The organism is Mucilaginibacter sp. (assembly GCF_041663085.1).
Taxonomy (GTDB): Bacteria; Bacteroidota; Bacteroidia; order Sphingobacteriales; family Sphingobacteriaceae; genus Mucilaginibacter.
This window is the reverse complement of the sequence record NZ_JBAZRC010000067.1, coordinates 1-23,126: the sequence shown is the minus strand read 5'-3', so window position 1 is coordinate 23,126 and position 23,126 is coordinate 1. Positions and strand designations below refer to the sequence as shown.

The following is a 23,126-nucleotide window of genomic DNA, read 5'->3' as shown; positions in this document are numbered from 1 at the left end:
CTTAAAGAGATTGCTTCGTACCTCGCAATGACGGTATGGTTAAGTATTTAGCACTTTGTTCTCTTTGGTTTATACCTTTGCTTACTTTGTGGTAATAATTAATGGATAATATTAGTTTGCATAATCAAAATATCTCGACAAATGGTTTTACTGTTATAGAAGCTATTTACAATCCGGAAGAAATAACCAGTATTCTCTCTGAAGTAAACAAAGCCAATACCGATAAAAGCACTTTTCGTAAAACGGATGATCTGTTTGCCATCAGGCAGTTTTTGAAAGAGGTACCAGCGGTGAGTGGCATTATTTTCAACGATAAATTGAAAGCTGTTATTAATGATCTGTTTGGGCCTGATTACTTCGCCGTAAAATCCATCTATTTTGATAAGCCGGAAAAATCAAACTGGTTTGTTGCCTGGCACCAGGATTTGACTATCTCTGTAGACAAGAAAACCGACCTGCCCGGGTATGGCCCCTGGACGGTTAAACAAAACCAGTTTGCCGTACAGCCACCCATAAGCATACCGCAAAATAACTTTACTATCCGTATCCATTTAGATGATACCGACGAGGGGAATGGCGCTTTAAAAGTTATTCCCGGCTCTCATCTTAAAAAAATATACCGGCCGGAAACAATTAACTGGACTACCGAAGCGGAACATACCTGTAATGTAAAAGCAGGTGGTATCATGATCATGCGGCCTTTACTAATGCATGCCTCCAACCGTACCACTAATAACAAGCCCCGAAAGGTAATACATATTGAGTTTAGTAACGCGGAATTACCGGAGGGGATAAGTTGGTCGGAAAAGAAAGTATTTATGTCACCCTGAGCCTGTCGAAGGATTAGCAATCAGGCATACCCTTCCAATGGTTCGACAAACTCACCATGACAGCTCTCTTTCAGGTGCAATTCATAGAAGAACGCGTGAACGGTTTATTTTCTAACAACATCCTTCAACCCCAAAAACTCCGCATACTTTTTAGCCGCTATTTCAATAGCTTTTAAACCAGCATCGCTTAATTTTTTAAACGGTATTAGCTCCACTTCAAGCCTCTCTTTTTTGATGGTCTTTTTCCAGATGCCTTCAATTTTACCATTGAGTATAATGGTATGGTTAAAGATGGTACCGCGCGGATCGGCTTTGCTGATGTCGGTTGCGTTGATGGCAAAGCTGCGGTCTTTGTAGCTTACAATGTACTCATCATAATTGGGCAGGAGGTAGGCTATGGTGCTTTTTGCTGTCGATGGATTGCCTGTAAACCAATAGGTGTTGCCTTCAAATTCATAACTTTCCAGCTTGTGTTTTAGGTTTTCTATACCGGCACGGGCATCGGTGATGGTTAGGCCGCTCCACCAAACAAAATCGGCCAGGGTTGCGGGGCCGTGCGAGGTAAAGTAGCGTTCCATTAGTTTAACCACTGCTTCGTGGTGGCTCAGCTTTTTGCTTTGGGGCACACGCTCATCAAACAGGGCGTAAGTAAATTGCTTGCCTGCACGCCCGCCGCTACAGATCACCTGTTCCAATTCCAGGTGCATCATAATGTGTACGTAACGCTGTTCGTCGGTAGCTATGCCGTTTTGTTTCAGCAGGACCGATAGTTCGTCGCGGGCCACTTGTTTGCCACCTTGCAGGGCTTTGCTGATGATTTTTTCGCTTTTAGTTAGCACGGTATCGTTTATCTCCAATTGTTTGTGGCGACCCCTGGCAAGTGATTGTATACGATGAGCGGTAAGATCCAACATCCATCGGGCATCATCAGGGTGTACAAAATGCCAGGTAGGGCGCATCACGTGTGTGCGGATGATATGGCCATCGGTAAAAGCGTGTTCAATGAATTCGTCGGTGCTGTTTTTGAGGCGCATGCCTAAGGCCCATTTAGCGCCGTTGTAATCCTGCGATTGCACCGCGCCGAGGTATTTAACCACATCGGCAGGATCGGTAAATTCCGGTTTGGTTAAATGTTGGTTTTGCAGGCGCAGGGCGGTTAAGTCAAAAGCGTTCATGATGTTTCAAGGTAGGAATAAATACGGTTTTCGGCAATGTGAAATAAGCGTAAGTCTCGCGGCGAGGTTACTCACCCGGTCATTGCTTTGCTCGACCACCCTCTCTTCGCTGCGCGGAAAGAGGGGAATAAAATATCATTGCCGTTGGCTTCAGCCAACGGTAGTTGAGAAGCATTTCTGGCTTTAGCCGAACTCAAACTGTATTTGGCTAAAGCCAATTCTGTTAATTTGCTATTCCGTCCCTTAAAAGGGACGGCAATGAATTGTTGGGGTGAGTCAGCCCGCGTTAGTGATTGCAGCGGATACCGGCCCTGCGCCTAATGCCTTGTGCGCGTATGAGCGGAAAGCACGGGCCGTAGGTAACGTCCTTATTAGTTTGCGGTTGATTGAGTGAGTGGTGAATGGTATTTGCATAATTGTAGCCGCTTATCCAACCACTCACCGCTTAACCACTCTCCACTCACCGGCGCCCAACTCTCCACATCCGCTTAACTTTTCCACAATCCCTGTATTACGCAGGCAATGAATTAAATTAGCAGATTATTAAAACAGGACACACCCTTGGCTAAGAGCGAAACCAAAGAAACCCCCTTAATGCAGCAGTATAACGCCATAAAGGCTAAGTACCCCGGTGCTCTGCTGCTGTTCCGCGTGGGCGATTTTTACGAAACCTTTGGAGCCGACGCCATTAAGGCGGCAGGCATTTTAGGCATTACGCTAACCCGCCGTGCTAATGGCGCTGCTTCACATATCGAACTGGCGGGTTTCCCGCATCACTCGCTGGATACTTACCTGTCGAAGCTTGTTCGTGCCGGGCAGCGGGTGGCCATTTGCGACCAGCTGGAAGATCCAAAAACTACTAAAACCATTGTAAAGCGCGGTGTTACCGAACTGGTTACACCTGGTGTAGCCACCAGCGATAACATCCTGCAGCAAAAAAGTAATAACTACCTGGCTTCGCTTTATTTTGAGAAGAATAGTATCGGCATTGCCTTGCTGGATATTTCTACAGGCGAGTTCCTGGCTGCGCAGGGTAATACGGGTTATATTGATAAGTTGCTGCAAAGCTATGCACCAAGCGAGATCATCTTCCCTAAAAGCCGCCAGCACGATTTTAAGGATACTTATGGCGACCGCTTTTATACCTACACCCTTGATGAATGGCCCTACAGCGGCGATTACGCGCAGGAAACGTTGCTTAAGCACTTCGGTGTAAAGTCACTTAAAGGTTTTGGTATTGATAAGTTGAATTTGGGCATTGTGGCCGCCGGTGTGGCATTGCATTACCTGAACGAGACCGAACACCGCAACCTGCAGCATATCTCGGCCATTGGCCGGATAGAGGAGGACAGATACCTGTGGCTGGATAGGTTCAGCATCCGTAACCTGGAGTTGGTGGGTTCATCGAACGAGAACGCGCTGACGCTGGTTGATGTGCTGGATCATACCTGCTCGCCCATGGGCGCACGAATGCTGCGCAGGTGGATAGTAATGCCGCTTAAAGAAATTAAACCCATCAACGACCGCCTTGGTGTTGTTGAATACCTGATAGAGCAGGAAGAGCTGCGCGAGACCCTGCAAAACCAGATTCGCCAGATAGGTGACCTGGAAAGGTTGATCTCGAAAATTGGCTTGCAGAAAGCTAACCCGCGCGAGGTGTGCCAGCTTAAAAAAGCTTTGATAGCGATTGAGAGCATCAAAAAGCTTACGATGGAATCGGCCAGTGAGCCGATGAGGGCTATTGGAGAACAGTTGAACCCCTGTACATCCATATCCGAAAAAATTGCCCGCGAACTGCACCCCGAGCCACCGGTAATGATGGTAAAAGGCTCGGTAATGAACGAAGGGATCAACGAAGAACTGGACAGGCTGCGTAAAATTGCCTTTGGCGGCAAAGGTTACCTGCTGGAAATCCAGAAACGTGAGGCCGAAGCAACGGGCATCCCGTCACTCAAAGTATCGTTCAACAACGTGTTTGGGTACTATCTTGAAGTTACTCACAGTCATAGGGAAAAGGTGCCTACGGACTGGATCCGCAAGCAAACACTGGTAAACGCCGAGCGCTACATTACCCCCGAACTGAAAGAATACGAAGAGCAGATATTGGGTGCCGAAGAAAAGATACTGGTGCTGGAAACCAAGCTTTATAACGACCTCCTTTACGCCCTTGCCGAATATATAAAACCCATACAGCTCAACGCTATACTGATAGCCCGTTTGGATGTGCTGCTTAACTTTGCTACCATATCCATCAAAAACTATTACGTTAAACCCGATGTGAACGATAGCCGCACGCTGGATATAAAAGGCGGTCGCCACCCGGTGATAGAAAAGAACCTGCCGCTTGGCGAGGAATATATCACCAACGATGTTTACCTCGATTCGGATTCGCAGCAGATCATCATTATTACCGGGCCCAACATGGCGGGTAAGTCGGCGCTGTTGAGGCAAACCGGTTTGATCGTACTGATGGCGCAGATGGGCTGTTTTGTGCCCGCGAAAGCTGCTTCGGTAGGTTTGGTGGATAAGATCTTTACCCGTGTTGGTGCGTCTGATAATGTGTCCTCCGGCGAATCGACCTTTATGGTGGAGATGAACGAAACGGCCAGCATCCTTAACAACCTAAGCGACCGCAGCTTGATACTGCTTGATGAAATAGGCCGTGGTACATCAACTTACGATGGTATCTCCATCGCCTGGTCAATAGGCGAGTATCTGCATAATCACCCAACTGCAAGGGCTAAAACGCTTTTCGCCACGCACTATCATGAGCTGAACGAATTAAGCAACAGCTTTAACCGTATCAAAAACTATAATGTATCGGTTAAGGAAGTCGGCCAGCAGATTATCTTCCTGCGCAAGCTGGTACCGGGCGGCAGCGAGCATAGTTTCGGGATACATGTGGCCAAACTGGCCGGTATGCCAACAAAGGTACTTACCCGCGCCAATGAGATATTGAAGAAACTGGAGAATGAACGCACGGGCGGCGAGCATATTAAGGAAAGCATCCGCAAGGTGCAGAAACAAGCCGTGCAGATGCAAATGTTCTCGATAGACGACCCGGTGCTGGTGAAGATCCGCGATACGCTGAATAACCTTGATGTAAACACCCTAACCCCGGTTGAAGCTTTAATGAAGCTTGATGAAATACAAAGGGTGATAAAGGGGTAGGGGTAAATTGCAATTTTAACATGAAGTTTTTTACCTTATACCTGTAAACCTATTAACACAATGATTTTAAGACGAACTTTCATCATTACAGCGCTGCTTGCTGTGGCATTTGTATCCTGTAAAAAAGATACAAAGATTATTGAACCTCCTGTTGACGAAAAAACAAAACTACCGCAGATTACCATAACCGGGGCTGGTACATTTGGCGCTATAGTTAAGGGCAAGGCATTTATCGGTAAAATAATATCGTGTACATATTCACACGATAATAACTTTCCGGATTATTACAATTTTACCTTAACGGCTACGGATGCAAACAAGAATATGGTTCAGATAAGTTTACCGGTAGTACATAAACTTGCCGAAAAAAATTCATATACCTTAAATAACATCACCTTTTCGGAATGGGCAGGCAAATATACGGATGGGGCAGCAGCCGGAAATCCTTATCAAACTAATGCAACGGATAACGGTACGGTCAGTTTCTCAAAAACTGATGATGAAAATAAAATCTTTTCCGGAACATTTTCATTTGTAGCCGTTAATACAGCAGGCGAAAAAGTGACCATTACCGATGGCCGTTTTGATACGCATTATATTTACACTGAAGAATAAAAAAGGTATCACTTGGTATAACCCGCGCTTTGGAGTGTTGAAATGTTTAAAACATCCGCTGTAACGTTTAAACGTTAACAAATACCTTAGCATATGCTAATACCTCGCCATTTACGCTTGCTACTGTTTTTTGCCACTGCCATATTATTATCAGCCTGTCATTCAAAAAAACTAACGGTTAAGAACGGTGACCCTCGTACAATGGTTAAGCCGGATAAGGATATTGCTGATAAATACGCTGCTTTGATGGGGGTAAGCCGTAACGATATACAGAATGGCCGCCTTTACAGCTTTATTGATGAATGGTACGGTACTACGTACCGTTTCGGCGGCCTGGATAAAAGTGGTGTAGATTGCTCGGGCCTGGCTTTTTTGTTAGAACAGCAGGTTTACGGTATTACGCTTCCCCGTATGACGAGTAAACAGATCCTGGTAATTAAACGTAAATACGAAGAAGAATTACAGGAAGGCGACCTGGTGTTTTTTGATTTTGATGGCAAGCAGTTTAGCCATGTAGGCGTGTACCTGCAAAACGGTTATTTTGTACATGCCAGTACACGCAAAGGTGTAATGATAGCCAGGCTGCATGATAACGGCATCTATAAATTCTTTTCGCGCGGAGGCTCTATCATCGATCCGGCGTATTCATCACAGGCCGATTAAGCTTTATAAACGGCTGGGAACGCATTACTGGTATATAATTGTTAATTTTGTGCTTCTATGTCAAAGCAAAAGGACGATTACTCTTTCTGGACTAAATATAAGCGTTACGCCGGTAACGAGATATTGTTGTATGTGATCATGATCGTAGGTATAATTCTCGGCATCATTATATTTAGCTGATCAGTTTTTTACCAGCGTTACGTTATAGCTGTCCGCATCGGCTATGGTTTGATAAAACTCAACAAGGTCGGCATATTTGTCTTTACTGTAATTGCCGTCTATTATTTGTACCCTTCGTTTGTAAACAAGTTTATTATCATTAATTAACACGGTTACCCTAAAGCTGCCAAACGGTTTTTTCAGGTTGATGTTTAATGGCTCCATATCCGGCCGGTAACCCGCGGGCAGGGTATAGGTTATTTCATCTTCGTCGGTATAGCCCCGGTTAATGTATACCGGGTTAACACGGTTGCGAACATCTTTTATACCGCGTTGTTTGTTTACCGGGTTAAGCGAAAAGTATAGTTTGTTGTTATCTTTTGATGCAAAATCATACGCGTTCAATACAACGTTTTCTGTAGCTACAGGTATTTCTTTTTTATCCTGCTTCAGCTCCAGTTTTTCTACCGCGAGGTTGCTAATGTTAGCATACATTTTTTGCAGGGTTTTAACCTGTTCGGTTAAAGGCTCGCCTATTAGCGCTTCGGGGTTGTCATATTGTGTGCCTTTATAAATGGTGGTCATATCGCCGCTTAATTCACCATCGGCGGCTATAGTGAAATTTGCTTTACGGTTTTGTAAATTTTGAGTAGCTGTATATTTGGGCGTATGCATTACTCTGCCACCCTCTGGGGTACAAGCCAGTACGGTACGGTCGTCAGTAAAATCGCTTAAAAAACCAAAGGGTATCTTTTGGCTGGTGCATTCCAAAAATGTAGTGTCGTTTTTTAGAGGAAGGCAAAGTATAACATGATTAAACTGGTTCATACTTGCAAAATCGGGCAGCATGCTTGCTTTCATGCTCCCTGCATCTACCACGCAATACCACGAATCTATATCCGCAGCTTTCAATAAAGCCCTTGTATAATTTACCAACCCCTTACAATCGCCATAGTTAAGGCGATCAACTTCGCTTGCCAAAAAAGGCTGATACCCCCCAATGCCCACCTGGATGCTGATGTAATGGGTTTTATTCTGCATGTACTCATAGATCTTTTTTGCCTTTAGTTTGGTATCGGTAATGCCGGCGGTGAGTGTTTTAATATACTGGATAGTTTCAGGGGGCAATGTTTGGCGGTTTGCCAGCAGTTTATCATAACTCCAGCGGCCCAGTTCGTCCCAGTTGGTGAACGATCCGTTTATCCCGCCGTAAACAAAATCCCTGGGGGTTATTTTTACAGTGCTTAAATAAGTTTCTGCAATAGGGCTGTAGGGCTCGCTTCGTATTGCTTTAAGATTGTTTAGCTGCCAGGTGTATGTTTTTAATCCATCTTTTGTACTACCTATGCCAACTTTGGCAGGCATATTTATTTCTTTGTATCTGATGCTAAAATCGGGACGACAGGCAAAGGTGTAAGTGCTTTTTTCTACCGCCAGCCCGTTCTGTGGATTGGGTTTCCAATCTCTGATATTTAGCGTTTGCTTTGATTTTAACTCGTACTCATACTCAATGGTGTAAGGGTACGAGCCTATAGAGGGGATAAAATGTTTAACGCGCGAGTCTTCATACAACGAAAAATTGTTAACAGCGCTTTCGTCCTCAAAATCTTTTTCGCCAAATTTGCGTGATAGTTTTCCAAACTCGTTGTAAACGGTACCCTTAATATTTTTGATGATGTTGCTCTTATCATAAAAAACTACGATATGCGCAATATCATCACCGTTTTTGTTGAGTACGGTAACGGCTGTTTTAATACGATAAAAGGTGGCGCCATCCTTTACCTCGGTGTATACACTCTGATCGCGAATAACGGCACTTGCGTAGGGTAGCAGGTCTTTTGATATCAGGCTAACGTCATAATTTGCCTGGGCATTTGCTGCACTGACGCTGAAATGCAATAATAGTACTGTTATAACCCGCTTCATTTCTTTTTACTGAAAACTATGTCTGCTTTTTCTGAAGCAATTATTTTGTTATACAATTCTTTTAAATAAGGGTACTCTTCCGGGAAGTAAATTGATTTGTTGAACTGTATTACGTTTGAATAAGTGAAATTATTACCCTCGCGCGTAAAATCTGTAAGGTACTGGCCACCCCTGTTTGGCAGGCCTATTGATACTGCCTGTGGCGAACTCTCTATAACATACCCATCAGGCAGGTGCATGTTTAAAATATACCTTTTGTTTGATGGCATACCCCAGTCTACCGGGTAAGAGCGTTCTGCAAGTTTAAAAGGGTTGGATACATACCTGTCAAACAACATAGGGTTGAATGAGAAACGGTCATGGTTCATGCTGCCAAAAACATCTATTTCCACCTCCAGTTTTTCGCTAAGGGGCGCATTTAAACTATCCAGATTTAATATTTCCGATTTCAGGATCTTTACTTTACCCAGTTTTTCGTCAAGGTTCTCTACATATTCATCAACGGTATTGAATTTTTTAATAGCCTTACGTTTTTCATAAGCATCGTATCCGGTGTAATAAGTACTTATAGAGCCTTTTAGCTTACCGTTGGGTTGCAGGGTAAAGTCTAAATTACTGACCGTGTTCTTTTTTTGTGTCGCCACCAGGTCTATCCAGTACGATGGCTTATCCAAACTCATTACCCGGCCCTGGTCGTTCAGGCATTTCAAAGGCAGCATACCAAAGGGCAGCATTGGGTCGGTAGCATCTAACAGGTATGATTGGTTGCCGATATTTGCCTTGGCAATAATGTAATCAAATTCACTCTCTACCGGGTATAACCTGTTTATCAAGCCATTTTGGCGTGTGGATAGTAAAACAGCCTCGGTTTTTATGCCTGCTGAGTTTAACGCGGCTGCTAAGGCCAAATTTATATCGGCTATATTGCCGGTATGGCTATCAAGGGCTTTACGTACACCATCGCTTCCCCTTGAGTACATACTGTTCCATTTGATGGTTTTTTGTATATAGCTATAAATAGCAACCGCTTTATCCATCTCATCGGTTTTACCGGCAATAACGGGAGCAATGTAATTTTTTAACAGGTCTTTTTTTATCTGCGAGCCAAAGTATTCTGAATGTTTAAGGTTGTAGTCGATATCTTTCCAATCTTTGGTAACCCTATTTTTTACGCCTGTATATGGGTTAGTCCATTCTTCGAGATTAAAATATACGGCAGATATAAAGTTTTTTGATGATGTCATGTAATCCTCGGTTATAAAAGCGGGGATATCGGCCATACCATAACTTAAAAAGGAACAATCACATTTTGAGCCACGACTGCTAAAACACTCACGCTCAACTTCCGATTTGGATTTGCTGAGTTTTAGGCCACCGCGGATCATAGCGTTATACGTCCAGAATGCTGGTATATGTACCTGGTATTCTGAATAAGCTTTAGGGATATCATCCTGAAACTCCCACGATGGGAACCGGTAAAAGCCCTGAAGCACCTTAGTGTAAGTATATTCTATAATACAGCCGTTACGTATGTTTGGTAAGGCGAATTTTTTTTGTTTCCAGTATTTGTTTTCTGTTGTGGTAAATATTTTCGATGCATCCATTTCTGCAACCTTTACCGATCCGTTATCGTCCATGTAGGTTGTTGCGCCCTTTATATCGGTAATATCATCGTGCGTATCAGCGTCATCATAAAAAGCAAGCGTAACCGTGCCTTTATCAAAAGCCTTGTTGTCAAGTATCTTTATTCTTACATGATATTTAAAATAAGTTTTAATGCCGTCGTCGGTGGCATCAATGCGGGTCGATCCAAACTCCTGCAACACAAAAGCATGAGCAGAGGTATCAAGCGGATATGTTTTTTGGTTCATTTCCTCAACTGTAAATCTGCCGAAGGGAAAATCCTGTGCTTTGCATATTGTTGTAAAGCAAATGAATACCAATAAGTTAAGTAATTTTTTATTCATGTAATAAGGCCGTTTTTAACAGTTATGAAAATATGAAAATATACGCACATCTGCTATGCAAAAAAAGTGTGCCGATAATTTTGAGAGTTTTCACACCTTTGCAATACTGATAAGCAAAAATGAAATTACAACTAAAGCGGCCTCTTGCCTTTTTTGATCTTGAAACCACCGGTACCAATATTGGCGCCGACCGTATAGTAGAGATATCTGTTATAAAACTTAACCCCGATGGCAGCGAGGAGGTATTAACCTTGCGTGTACACCCGGGCATACCTATTCCGTTAGAATCATCATTGGTACATGGTATTTATGACGAGCATATTAAAGATGAAAAGCGTTTCGAAGAACTTGGCCAGCAAATAGCCGATTTTATACAGGATAGCGACCTGGCAGGATATAACTCTAACAAGTTTGATATCCCGATGCTGATGGAAGAGTTTTTACGCGCTGGCGTACAATTTGACCTGGATAACCGCCATTTTGTGGATGTACAGAACATTTTTCATCAGATGGAGCAGCGTACCCTAAAAGCAGCTTACCAGTTTTATTGCGATAAGAGCATTATTAACGCGCACTCGGCCGAGGCTGACACCCGCGCTACCATGGAGGTTTTGCTGGCACAGATAGAGCGTTATGAGAACCAGGAATGGGAAGATAAAAAAGGTAACAAAAGTGTACCTGTTGTGGGCGATGTAGAAGCCTTACATAAATTTACCAACCTAAGTCGCCCGGTTGATTTTGCCGGCCGCATGGTATATAACGAACAAGGCGAAGAACTGATAAATTTTGGCAAACACAAAGGCAAAAGGGTAGAAGATGTGCTGAATGCAGAACCAAGCTATTACTCGTGGATGATGCAGGGCGATTTTCCGCTTTACACCAAACGTAAACTGGAAGAGATATACAAACGCTGGAATGCTAAAAAGGTAGCCGAAAGGCAGCATGCAAAACCGGCACAGCCAGCCGCCGCACCAGCAAATGCAGCAGCAGCGCAGGCGCCGAAACCGGCTTTTCAGAATAATAGCCCTAAAAACAGCCCGCAATTAAACAGCCAACCTTTTAAAAAGAAGGAAGAGCCCGCAAAACCTGTTGATGAGGATATGCTGGCGCAACTGGCCATGAAGTTTAAGAAGGGATAATTTAGAGGTTAGTGGTTAGAGATTAGTTGTTAGCCTGCGCGCGTAAGCCCAACAAGATAGAAAGGCCCAATTCTAAAGAATTGGGCCTTTCTATCTTCCACGCGTCATTGCGAGGTACGAAGCAATCTCCCTATAGGCAATGGCGAATGCAAAGCGTTTATGTATGGTCAGGAGATTGCTTCGTACCTCGCAATGACGCGTGGGTTACAGGGCAATCTATATTTCTTTCAGAAATTGAATATTACGGGTGAGGCCCTCAAACTTCGTCCTCTTCACAGCGGAGTTTTTAAACACTTTTTGGAATACATCAGTAGTAATATCTTCCCAATCCTGCTTTTTCAAACCATGCAGTTCTGGATGTGGGGTAAAGGCCGGTTCGGTGTGCAGTACAGAGAAACGGTTCCAGGGGCAAACATCCTGGCATATATCGCAGCCAAACATCCAGTTATCCATTTTGCCTTTAAATTCCTGCGGTATCTCGTTCTTTAGTTCGATGGTGAGGTAAGAGATACAGCGGCTGCCATCAACCACGTACGGGCCTACAATGGCATCTGTAGGGCAAGCGTCAATGCAACGGGTGCAGGTGCCGCAATGGTCGGCAGTGGGTTCTATATCGTATTCCAGTTCAATGTCAACAATCAGCTCAGCTAAAAAAAAGAAGGAGCCAGCTTGCTTGCTGATGAGGTTTGTGTTTTTACCAACCCAACCCAAGCCTGCTTTTTTTGCCCAGGCTTTATCTAATACCGGTGCCGAGTCTACAAATGCGCGACCGCCAACTTCGCCGATTTTTTGGTTGATTATATCTAATAATTGCTTTAGTTTATCTTTAATAACGGTATGGTAATCAGCGCCGTATGCGTATTTAGAGATTTTTGGTGCCGATGGGTCGAGCTGGGTTGTGTCAGTATAATAGTTTAATCCTAAGGATATGACCGACTTTGCGCCGTCTACCAGTAAACGCGGATCGAGGCGTTTATCAAAGTAGTTCTCCATGTAGCGCATCTCGCCGTGCATGCCTTTGTTGAGCCAGGCTTCCAGTCGTGGTGCTTCTTCTTCCAGGAACTCTGCCGGAGCTATACCGCAAAACAAAAAGCCCAGGTTTTTGGCCTCGGTTTTTATAAGTTGTGAATATGCCGACAGATTTTGCTGCATGTTGCAAAGATACGATATGCCGGTGTTTTTTAATCTGTTAAGGCTTTAGGCTATTTAAAATATGGATAAATACCTTTCTTTTTGAATAGTGGTATGGCTTTTGGTGTTATTATAGAAACTAAAACACTATGCTGCGATCAGCATTTTAACAACACAACATTATGGAAAATAAACCAGAAGGATTTGACAGGGCCAATGGCCAGGGTAAAAACCACGATATAACAGGGAATGTTGCCAACGTTGGTAATGATACACTTAAGCAGGATGTAAACGATAAAGATCTGGCTAAAAAGGTGCCTACGGTTACACCGGAGTCGATAGCAGAGATAGCAAATGATACGCCTGAGTTGGAAAACCCAACAGCGCAAACATCGTCAAACAAAGGGCAGGGGCCTGCGGGCGAGGATCTGTAAAACTAAAAGGCCTGTTCAATGAGCAGGCCTTTTAGTTGATTACCTGTTATGGTATAACCTCGAATTGGAGTAAGTAGCTTCGGCAATTATTTTGTTATTCTTTATTTTGAAAATGCTGCAGTTATGAAGATCGTACCGGATAGGGCTGTTAGCTTTTTCTTTTAAACCAACCACATCGTACTCCACCACAACGGTCGAATCGTTATTGATCATATTATCAACCAGGTATTTGGCATCTGATGATACATAGAACAATTGATGAAAAATCTGGTCGGCACCCGGCGGGCCATATGATTCGCCGTCCCAATCGCTGGTGGTTATTTTTGCTTTGTCGGCATATTGGCCAATCAGGCTTTTCAGGTCATGATCGTTAAGATAGCGGAAATGCTCGTCTATCAATTGTTTTGATTGTTCCGTTTGGCTAACATCCGGCTTTTCGGGCTGGTTATTGCACGCGGCAATTGCTGTTGCCAGTATAATGAAAAGGATAGGGCGAAGGGTAATTGTCATGGGTTTAAATGTAGCTAAGTTATATCAAAAAATAAAACCCCCTTCTGTAATACAAAAGAGGGTTTATCAATATCGAATTAGTTTTAAAAGCTATTACGAATGCTATTGCTTAATGTTTTAGCGCTCCAATAACCGCTATCCAGTATGCGGCGTACGGTTAACAACGGGTAATCCGGGTCGCGTTTATCTGCCAGTTGGAATGCCATTTTAAAACCTCTTTTATCAAGCTCGGGCAAAACTGGTTTTTTCCAGATACCAAACGGGTATGCAAAGTATTGGATCTTTTTACCGGTTATTTCTTCCAGTTTTTTTGTTGGCTTATCAATTTGTGTAACCCAGTCATCAACCGGCCTGTTGGTTATTTTGCCATTAACACCTTTTATAACCAGGTTTGAGTTATGCGAGTATTTGTCTACACGGTGATGATCCCAGGTGTGGCTTGAAATTACGTGGCCATCATCAGATAGTTTTTTGATCATCTCTGCCGTCATATAATGCGGGCGGCCAATTGATACCGTCATTACAAAGAAAACGCCCTTAAAGCCGTATTTCTTCATTTCGGGCGCTGCAATGGTGTACTGGTCAAGGTCGGTATCATCAAAGGTTAGCATGATGGGTTTATTGGGTAGCGGGGCGCCTGTAACCAGGTAGTTGTACAACTGATCGGGAAGGATGGTATGGTAACCGCTATCGGCCAGCATTTTGATGTGTTCTTTAAAGGCAGCCACCTGCACAATATAATCTTTAGCGTTTTTAGAATCGGTAGATTTCCAGTCGCGTATTTGGTGGTAGCAGAGAATTGGCACCTGTTTGCGGGCCAGTACCGCTGCTTTATCAACAGGGCCGGTAGCCAGTTTAACAGCAGGCGATGCTGTTTCTTCTGTTGTTGTTTTTGCGCTATCAGCACCAGCTTTATCTGTTGATGATGGTTTTGACTGGCATGATACCATGCCTAAAAATACAAGCGGCAATACGGCCGAAAATTGCTTTAACATAATGCGGATGATGATAATATGAAACGCTAAAATAATATAATTATAGCGGGATATATTAACTGTTAATAAATTTTAATCGCTTTTTAATTTAATTAACATTGCTACAATACTATACGTTTACCTTCGGCAATAGATCGTTTGGCAGCATCCAGTATTTGCATCACTATCATATTATATTTTAATGACGACCTGTCGGTAATACCCTTAAGCCTGTTTTTTGATACCAATTGCAGATAGCTTATCGGGTTATCTTCAGGCGAGAGTAACGGGGGCGCTACACGCATCACGGCGGGCGCTTTACCTATCCGTGCCAAAACATTGCTGTTATCCAGCGCGTGCATATAGCCTTCATCGCCAAACACCTCAAGGTCTTTTATAGAAAAGGGCCAGTTCCATGATGCCTCTATAATGCCGGTGGCGGTAGGGTACTCTACAATAATTGTAGCATCATCCTCAACCTTTGGGTAGGTTTGCAGTTTAAAATGGCGGGCAACAGCCGTAACCGCAATTGGTTTCTGGCCGTTCATTAGCCAGGTCATCAGGTCGGCGCCATAGCAGCCAAAATCATTTAAGGCACCGGCACCGTTTAACTCAGGATCAGTTAACCAATTGGTGAAATCCTTACTGCAACCAATTTCTTTTGGCCCTTCATGCCCATCGTGCACTACCATTTTCCTGATCTGGCCGATGCTGTCTTTTGCTACAACATCATAAATATGCTGGTAGGATGGATACCAGGTAGTTTCGTAATTGGTAAGCAGTTTTATATAATATTTAAGCGCCAAAAACTCCATACGGCTTGCCTGTGCAAGGGTGGCGGCCAGGGGTTTTTCAACCATTACCGAAATACCCAGCGGGGCGCAAACCTCAACAATATCAATATGCTTAGCCACCGGGTTATATCCCAACACCACATCAGGTTTTTTGGCGGTCACCATTTTTTTCAGGTCATCGAAGAAAATAGAATCGGGCAGGTTATACTGTAACTGATACCTTTCCCTTAGCTTTTTATCAGCCTCGGCAATACCCACAATAATCACTTTACCATTACGATATTCGCTTAAAATATTATGTACATGATCATGCGCTAAACCGGCTATGGCCAGTTTTTGGGTGCTTAAAAGCACCGGTGGCGGCGGGGCTGTTGGCGGCGGTGTTTTAACTGCGGGGATAACCTGTGCCAAAGCAACGGATAAAAATGTGCCTGATACAATGATCAGGCACATGAATAATTTTGCGAATTTCATGGTAGTGTTTGTGTTATTTTTCATTTGATAATGAATACGGCACATCTGCAGCTTTTGTACCACGCGCCTTATTTGGCACAGCCGACATGTTAAAGTTTAAAACACCGCCTTGCTGCAATGCTTTATGGCTTAACCAGTTGTTGGTGTATGGTTTACCATTAACGGTTAACGAGGTTACAAACCTGTTTGCTGCGCTGTTATTGGCAGCGTTTATGGTAACAGTTTTACCGTTCTCAAGCGTAAGTGTTACTTTTTTGAATAAAGGCGCACCCAAAACATACTGGTCTGTAGCGGGGGTTACCGGGTAAAAGCCCATTGCCGAAAACACATACCAGGCAGATGTTTGCCCGTTATCCTCATCGCCGCAATAACCATCGGGGGCAGAGTGGTACATTTTGTTAATTACATCGCGCACGTGCAACTGGGTTTTCCATGGCTCGCCAGCGTAATTGTACAGATATATCATGTGCTGGATAGGCTGATTGCCATGCGCATACTGCCCCATGCCTGCTATCTGCATCTCACGTATCTCGTGTATCACTTCGCCGTAGTAGCTATCATCAAAAACAGGAGGGAGCGAGAAAACAGAATCTAACTTGGCTGTGAATTTTTGCTTACCGCCCATCAGGTCAATAAGGCCCTGTACATCGTGGAAAACGCTCCAGGTATAGTGCCAGCTATTACCTTCGGTAAAGGCATCGCCCCATTTAAAGGGATTGAACGGACTTTGGAATTTGCCGTCCTTATTTTTACCGCGCATTAACCCGGTTTGCGGGTCGAACAGATTTTTATAGTTCATGCTGCGTTTACGGTAGATCTCTGTTTCGGATGCTGGGCGGTTTAGTGCTTTGCCCAGTTTGTAAATGGTAAAATCGTCATAAGCGTACTCTAAAGTACGGGCGGCATTTTCGTTTATCTTAACATCGTAAGGCACATAGCCCAGCGAGTTATAGTAATCAACACCATCGCGGCCGGTTGCCGCCGGGCCATCGTTATTGGCGCCATGCAGCAATGCCTGGTAAAGTGTTCCGATATCGTAGCCACGGCCGCCTTTCAGGTAGGCATCGGCCACAACAGATGCAGAGTTGTTACCCACCATTACATCGGCATAGCCCGGGCTGCTCCACTCGGGCAACCATCCGCCTTCTTTGTAATCATTAATAAGGCCCTGTTGCATCTCTTTATTGATAGAGGGGTACACCAGGTTCAGGAAAGGGTATAAAGCCCTGAAGGTATCCCAAAAGCCTGTGCCTGCAAACTTATAGCCGGGGAGTATCTGCCCGTTTTGCGCGCTCCAGTGTACCGGTTGGTTTTTGGCATCCAATTCATACATTTTATTAGGGAAAAACAACATGCGGTAAAGGCATGAGTAGAATGTTTTTACCTGCTCAACCGAACCACCCTCAACAGCAAGTTTACTTAGGGTTTTGTTCCAAACAGCTTTTGCTTTTTGTTTGGTAATATCAAAGCTATCAGTACCAACCTCGCGGTTTAAGCTGATCTCGGCCTGTTCAATACTAATGAATGACGAGGCTACACGCATGTTTACCTTTTCGCCTTTGGCTGTTTTAAAACCGATGACCGCCATAGCATGTTTGGCGCTCAGCTCAAGCCCGTTTTGTAAGGTGCTGTCGCTGTATACCTGCGCGGTGGTAATGGGTTTATCTACATAAATAACAAAGTAGTTTTTAAAGTTTTTAAGTGGTCCACGCGCGTACTTGCTTGAGTAACCTACTATCTTTCGTTCGCCGGGGATAACCTTAACATACGATCCACGGTCAAAAGCGTCAACCACTATGTATGAGCTGTCGTTTTTGGGATAAGTAAACCTGAACTGTGCGCTACGCTCGGTAGGGGCAATTTCGGTGGTTACATCGTGGTCGGCAAGGTAAACGCTGTAATAATAAGGCTTCGCTATCTCGGCTTTATGCGAGAACCAGCTCGAGCGGCCGTTTTGAGATACCTTTAATTTGCCTGTAATCGGCATAATGGCAAACTGCCCGTAATCATTCATCCATGGGGATGGTTGATGGGTTTGTTTAAAGCCGTTTATTTTATATGAATCGTAAGTGTATTGCCAGCCATCGCCCATTTTGCCGGTTTGCGGGGTCCAGAAGTTCATGCCCCATGGTACTGCTATGGCAGGGTAGGTGTTACCGTTGCTCAGGTCGTATTTTGATTGGGTACCCATTAACGGGTTTATCCATTCAACCGGGTCGGTTACCTTGCTAACCTGCTGGGCAAATGATGTAGCGGAGAAAAACAGGGCGCTTAAAAAAAGGAATCTTTTTTTCATGTATAAGTTAATAGCTTAAATAGAAGTAATCGGCCGTAAATATAAAAGACTGGCAGCTATGCCAGTCTTTTATATTGTAAAATTTTACTTCCAACCGGGGTTTTGTGCATTCTTAAGCTGCGGGTTGGTGTTAATTTCCCGTTGTGGTATTGGCCATAGGTAATATTGCGTTATCATGGTTACACCCTGCTCGTTGGGGGTAGAGGTTGCATCTCCAAAACTTCCATCAGATGTTTTGAAGATCTTATGCGTACGCTGTATGTCAAAATATGCTTTATTCTCATAAGCAAGTTCGTGGTAACGCTCTCTCCAAACCGCTTCCCTGAATGCTGCCTGTGTAAATGAAGTAGGCGTGGTTAAATGGGCGCGGGTACGTATAGCCTTTAACTGATCAATTGCCGTTTGATTTGGCGCGCCATCAGCTTCGTTTTGTGCTTCGGCATATATTAACATCAATTCAGGAGCACGAAGAAAAGTCCAGTTTTCGTCGCTTTTTCCTTCTTGTGCAGATCCTTTCATAGCGCTTTCTACATGGAAGTATTTATATAAAGCGTGTACGCCAAACGTTACTGTTTGGGTAGGGTCGGTATACTGCGGGTAGCTCGAAAAGTAAAACTGGCGTTCCTCAGTACGCAGATCGCCTGCCTCATAACTTGCAAAAAAAGCATTAGTGGGGATCATTGCGCCCAGGTGGTCGCCATAGGCACCAACCGGCAGGTTAAACGGCAGCGTTAGCTGTGGTATGGCGTTTTCTTTTACACCTGCCAGGTAATTGCCCTGAAATATTAATTCGTCCTGGTTTTTATGCGCGTTATCATGCAAAAAGGAGTAGCTATCAAATAACTTGTACCATGTTAAAACATCTTTAGCTTCGGCAGCCGCTTTGGCGTAATTTTCTGTTTTTTGCAATGGGAAGCCTGCAGTTGTTAAATAAACGCTGGCCAATAAGGTTTTTACAGCACCTAACGATACTTTACCTGTTTGATCTGTATTAGGTAAGCCTGATGTTTTGGCGGCTTCCAGATCGCTGATGATCAAATTGTAAACATCGGCAACAGGTGAACGTGCAGGGTAAAGATCCTCGCTGGCTAAGGTTTGTGATTTTGTTATCAGCGGCACATCACCATACAATCTAACCAGGTGGTAGTAAAAGAAAGCCCTTAAAAAGTAAACCTGGCCTAACAGGTTCTTTTTTAAGTTTTCATCCATATTAATGGTCGGTATGCGCTCAAGGGCAAGGTTGGCATTGGCAATTGCCGCGTAGCTGTTTTTCCAAACGGTTTCAAAACCGGGGTTTACGGCATCGGTGCGCTGGTTAATAACGTTACCATTATTTACGCTCTGGCCCAGTGATGTGGTGTGACCGGCAAAAAGCTCGATGGTGATAAAAGGGCTTTCGCCGTACGCATCACCATTTTGAAACATGTACAACGATGTATAAATACCGTTAACAAATGTTTGTGCCTGGCCCGCGTTTTGGAAGTAGTTGTCTTTATCAAAACCACTTTTGTTCTTCTCGTCCAGATATTTTTTACAGCCGCTTGCGCTAACTGTAAGGATCAATATTAAACCGATCCTGTATATATATGAGTTAAATTTCATGATGTTTCTGTTTAATATTTATTAAAAGCTTGCATTTATCCCCAACAAGAAAATTCTTGGTTTTGGGTAATCATAAAATTGGATGTTTTGGGTAAAGTTGCTTGATGCACCCTGGTAAAAGTTTGCCGAACCATTATAGGTTGATACCTCAGGATCGTAACCGCTGTATTTGGTTATTACAAACAAGTTTTGAGCCTGCGCATACAATCTTAACCTGGTCAGTTTTAATTTAGATAAAACTGAAGTAGGGAAGGTGTACCCTAATGTTACCGAACGGCCGCGTATAAAGTTGCCGCTTTCTACTTTTGTTGAGTAGATCTCGGTTTGGTAACGCACGTATGCAGGCCTGGTTTCGGCTATGCTGGTGTTTTGATGCTCTGGTGTCCACGCATCTAATACTGTTGCATAACTGTTAGCCTGCCCGGTACGGTCCTGGCCCGAGTGTTTGGTTAAGTTCATGATCTGGTTACCGTAGTTAAATTGCAGATCGATACCCAAGTCAAAACTCTTGTAAGAGAAATTATTGGTGAATGTACCGTAGCCATCAGGAATTGATTTACCCAACACTACTTTATCATCCGCAGTAACTTTACCGTCGTTGTTGGTATCCTGTATTTTCAGGTCGCCTGGCAACAGGCCGTATGATGCAGCTTTTGCGGCTTCGGCTGTTCCCCATGTGCCTAACACTTTATAACCATAAAAGCTGCCGGCAGGTAAGCCAACGCGCATTAGGTTAAATTGCGAAAGGAAATTAGGATCAAGGAAGATATCATCATTTGATTCGCCTAACTGTAAGATCTTGTTTTTAAGGAAGGTGATATTGAATGAAGAGTTCCAGGTAAAGTTATCGGTTTTAATATTCACCGTGTTGATGCTTAGCTCGATACCCTTGTTCTGCAGTTTACCGGTGTTTTTAAACACGCTGGTAAAACCGCTTGTTTCGGGCAGTGGCGCGTTTAGCAGAAGCTTTTGGGTTTTCTTTAAATAGGCATCTGCATCTATGGTAATACGGTTGTTAAACAAACCGAATGATACACCAAGGTTGTACTCAGCGGTTTTTTCCCATTGCAGGTCTTCATTACCAATACTTGCTAAGGTTGTTGCATTAGCTTTGGTGCCTCCAAAAACATAGTTATTAGGGTTGCCGTTAACATCGTTTGTGCTAATGTTAGCTAACGAGCGGTATTGGCCAATTTCGGAGTTACCGGTAAGGCCATAGCTTAACCTGAATTTAAGGTCGGATATGGTTTTGTTGTCTTTCAGGAAGTCTTCCTGCGATGCCCTCCATGCAAATGCTGCAGATGGGAAGAAACCATATTTTACGTTCTTACCAAACCTGGATGAACCATCCTCGCGGCCGGTAAGTGTTAACAGGTATTTATCGTTATAGCTGTAATTTAAACGCCCATAATACGATTGCATTTGCCAGGCATCGTAGTTAGAAACAGGTATGCCTGCCAACGAGCCTGCAGCCAGGTTATAATATTGATAGTAATCGTCAATTAAACCGCTGGTAGACCCATATAGCCTTAGCTGCTGAGAGTTTTGGCGTTCGGTACCTACAACAACGTTTAATGAGTGTACTTTGTTAAACGTTTTGGCATAAGTGAAATAGTTTTGCCATTGCCAGAAAGTGCGGTTGTACTCATCAATAGAGGCTGAACTATTACCCTGACTTGCAGTAGCACCACCAACTAAACCAGTTTGCGAACGCGGGATATAATTGGCTGATGTAGTAACACCCAATACCGTGCGAAAATCTAAACCAGGCAAAATAGAAACATTGGCATAGCCATTACCGCTAAATACCCTGCGTTTTGCCAACTGTTGTATTTCATTAGCTTGTGCAACCGGGTTATCGCCACCTTCCATGTTAGGGTAGTCGGTTCTTTTACCGTAGCTGCCATCAGGATACCTGATAGGGATAATTGGGATCATTTCAATTAACATACGGGGTATATTATTACCACCGGTGCCGTAATTGCCCGCACGCTGATCCTGCGTATTGTAATTTAAAGTAGCGCCTATTTTTAACCATGATTTTATCTGGTCGTCAAATGTTAAGCGGGCGTTATAGCGTTTTAAATAGCTGTTTAATATAATACCCTCATCATCGGCATAATTTAAGAACAAACCGTAGTTGATTTTATCAGAACCACCAGTGAATGATAGGTTATGGTTTTGGCTTACCGCGCTGCGCGTGGTTTCTTTTTGCCAGTCTACATCATAAAGCGGCTGCAGGTTTGAGTCGAACAGCTTGCCTATTAAGGCAGTCCTTATCTTTTTGGGGTCGTCATCAACATATTTGCCATCAGCCCAGCCAGTCGGGTCGTACTTTTTTATGTTGGCGTAGGCAAGGTCTTCCACCGCTAAAAATTGTTTGGAGTTTAGTACCGGCAGTTCTTTAGCCATGTTGCTTACACTAACATAAGCATCATAATTAACCGTGCTCGGCCTGTTTTTAGCGCCCCTTTTGGTAGTTATTAATATAACACCGTTAGCACCACGTGTACCGTAAATAGCGGTAGATGATGCATCCTTCAATACATCTATCGAAGCAACATCATTTGGGTTGATGGAGTTACCACCTTCTGTCCATACTATACCATCCACTACATATAATGGATCTGTACTGGTATTGATAGAGCTGTAACCACGTATACGGATCTTGGTGTCGCCGCCGGGCTCGCCCGAGTTTGATGAAACGTTAACACCGGCAATCCTACCGGCCAGTTCCTGTTCCAAATTGGTTTGGGGGCGTTCCTGTAGGGTTTTTGAGCTAACACTACCTACCGAACCGGTAAGGTCTACACGTTTTTGTGTGCCGTAACCAACCACCACAACCTCGTTTAATGCTTTCGACTCTTCGGTCATCACTACATCAATGTTTTGGCGGTTGCTTATAGCTACTTCCTGGCTGTTATAACCAATAAAGCTAAATACCAGTGTGCCGTTACCATCGGGTACGTTTAACTTGTACTTGCCGTTAGCATCGGTACTGGTACCGGTAGTGGTACCCTTTAGTTTTACGTTTACGCCGGGCAGCGGGCCTTTGGCATCGGTTACCGTACCTGTTATGTCTACAGCTTTAAATTCAGGGGTGTTATCAGTGTCCTTCTTTTTTACTACAATGGTTTCCTGGAAAATTTTGTAGGTGAGGGGCTGATCTTTAAAAGCCTCATCAAGCGCCCGGGTTACCGAAACCGAAGCAACATCGATGTTAATACCACGAACCTTTGAAACATCATTTTTATCATACATAAAAT

The 23,126-nt window shown here is 43.8% G+C and carries 17 protein-coding genes; 7 read left to right on the top strand and 10 right to left on the bottom strand.

Annotated features, from left to right (window positions below; all coding sequences use genetic code 11):
- Positions 1-101: 101 nt before the first annotated feature.
- Positions 102-830, top strand: a complete 729-nt coding sequence (locus WC615_RS13440) for a phytanoyl-CoA dioxygenase family protein (RefSeq protein ID WP_372978607.1) — start codon at positions 102-104, stop codon at positions 828-830.
- Positions 831-934: 104 nt separating this feature from the next.
- Here the strand turns inward: WC615_RS13440 and WC615_RS13435 are convergent, their stop codons facing one another.
- Positions 935-2,005, bottom strand: a complete 1,071-nt coding sequence (locus tag WC615_RS13435) for a winged helix DNA-binding domain-containing protein (RefSeq protein WP_372978606.1) — start codon at positions 2,003-2,005, stop codon at positions 935-937.
- Positions 2,006-2,566: 561 nt separating this feature from the next.
- Between WC615_RS13435 and mutS the strand changes: the two genes are divergently transcribed.
- From mutS to WC615_RS13415, 4 genes are all read left to right on the top strand, one after another.
- Complete coding sequence (gene mutS, locus WC615_RS13430; protein WP_372978605.1) at positions 2,567-5,176, top strand: DNA mismatch repair protein MutS; 2,610 nt, start codon at positions 2,567-2,569, stop codon at positions 5,174-5,176.
- 60 nt (positions 5,177-5,236) lie between these two features.
- The gene (locus WC615_RS13425; RefSeq protein WP_372978604.1) at positions 5,237-5,791 is read left to right on the top strand and encodes a hypothetical protein; all 555 of its coding nucleotides are present in this window, start codon (positions 5,237-5,239) and stop codon (positions 5,789-5,791) included.
- 93 nt (positions 5,792-5,884) lie between these two features.
- Positions 5,885-6,454, top strand: coding sequence for a C40 family peptidase (locus tag WC615_RS13420; protein WP_372978603.1), 570 nt, complete (start codon positions 5,885-5,887; stop codon positions 6,452-6,454).
- Positions 6,455-6,511: 57 nt separating this feature from the next.
- Positions 6,512-6,634 (top strand): hypothetical protein, encoded by a 123-nt coding sequence (locus WC615_RS13415; protein ID WP_372978602.1) that lies wholly within the window; start codon positions 6,512-6,514, stop codon positions 6,632-6,634.
- Here the strand turns inward: WC615_RS13415 and WC615_RS13410 are convergent, their stop codons facing one another.
- Together WC615_RS13410 and WC615_RS13405 are read right to left on the bottom strand one after the other, a co-directional pair.
- On the bottom strand, positions 6,635-8,539 hold the full coding sequence (locus tag WC615_RS13410) for a DUF3857 domain-containing protein (protein ID WP_372978601.1): 1,905 nt from the start codon (positions 8,537-8,539) through the stop codon (positions 6,635-6,637).
- On the bottom strand, positions 8,536-10,506 hold the full coding sequence (locus WC615_RS13405) for a DUF3857 domain-containing protein (protein WP_372978600.1): 1,971 nt from the start codon (positions 10,504-10,506) through the stop codon (positions 8,536-8,538). The genes WC615_RS13410 and WC615_RS13405 overlap by 4 nt, the downstream gene beginning before the upstream one ends.
- A gap of 119 nt (positions 10,507-10,625) precedes the next feature.
- On the opposite strand from WC615_RS13405, the gene WC615_RS13400 reads away from it, so the two are divergent.
- Positions 10,626-11,645: an exonuclease domain-containing protein gene (locus WC615_RS13400; protein ID WP_372978599.1), complete on the top strand. Its 1,020-nt coding sequence runs from the start codon at positions 10,626-10,628 to the stop codon at positions 11,643-11,645.
- Between the two features lie 216 nt (positions 11,646-11,861).
- Here WC615_RS13400 and queG read toward each other — a convergent pair whose 3' ends face one another.
- The gene (gene queG / locus WC615_RS13395) at positions 11,862-12,797 is read right to left on the bottom strand and encodes a tRNA epoxyqueuosine(34) reductase QueG (RefSeq protein ID WP_372978598.1); all 936 of its coding nucleotides are present in this window, start codon (positions 12,795-12,797) and stop codon (positions 11,862-11,864) included.
- A gap of 161 nt (positions 12,798-12,958) precedes the next feature.
- Between queG and WC615_RS13390 the strand changes: the two genes are divergently transcribed.
- Entirely contained in the window at positions 12,959-13,210 is a 252-nt protein-coding gene (locus WC615_RS13390; protein WP_372978597.1) for a hypothetical protein, read from the top strand.
- A gap of 39 nt (positions 13,211-13,249) precedes the next feature.
- Here WC615_RS13390 and WC615_RS13385 read toward each other — a convergent pair whose 3' ends face one another.
- From WC615_RS13385 to WC615_RS13360, 6 genes are all read right to left on the bottom strand, one after another.
- Positions 13,250-13,720: a nuclear transport factor 2 family protein gene (locus WC615_RS13385; protein ID WP_372978596.1), complete on the bottom strand. Its 471-nt coding sequence runs from the start codon at positions 13,718-13,720 to the stop codon at positions 13,250-13,252.
- A gap of 83 nt (positions 13,721-13,803) precedes the next feature.
- Positions 13,804-14,715, bottom strand: a complete 912-nt coding sequence (locus tag WC615_RS13380; protein ID WP_372978595.1) for a polysaccharide deacetylase family protein — start codon at positions 14,713-14,715, stop codon at positions 13,804-13,806.
- A 101-nt stretch (positions 14,716-14,816) separates the two neighbouring features.
- Positions 14,817-15,986 (bottom strand): Gfo/Idh/MocA family protein, encoded by a 1,170-nt coding sequence (locus tag WC615_RS13375; protein WP_372978594.1) that lies wholly within the window; start codon positions 15,984-15,986, stop codon positions 14,817-14,819.
- Complete coding sequence (locus WC615_RS13370) at positions 15,976-18,258, bottom strand: GH92 family glycosyl hydrolase (RefSeq protein ID WP_372978593.1); 2,283 nt, start codon at positions 18,256-18,258, stop codon at positions 15,976-15,978. Before WC615_RS13370 ends, WC615_RS13375 begins: the two co-directional genes overlap by 11 nt.
- Before the next feature lie 84 nt (positions 18,259-18,342).
- Positions 18,343-19,860 (bottom strand): RagB/SusD family nutrient uptake outer membrane protein, encoded by a 1,518-nt coding sequence (locus WC615_RS13365; protein WP_372978592.1) that lies wholly within the window; start codon positions 19,858-19,860, stop codon positions 18,343-18,345.
- Positions 19,861-19,881: 21 nt separating this feature from the next.
- Positions 19,882-23,126: TonB-dependent receptor (locus WC615_RS13360; RefSeq protein WP_372978591.1), on the bottom strand; the 3,245-nt coding region annotated here is incomplete at its 5' end.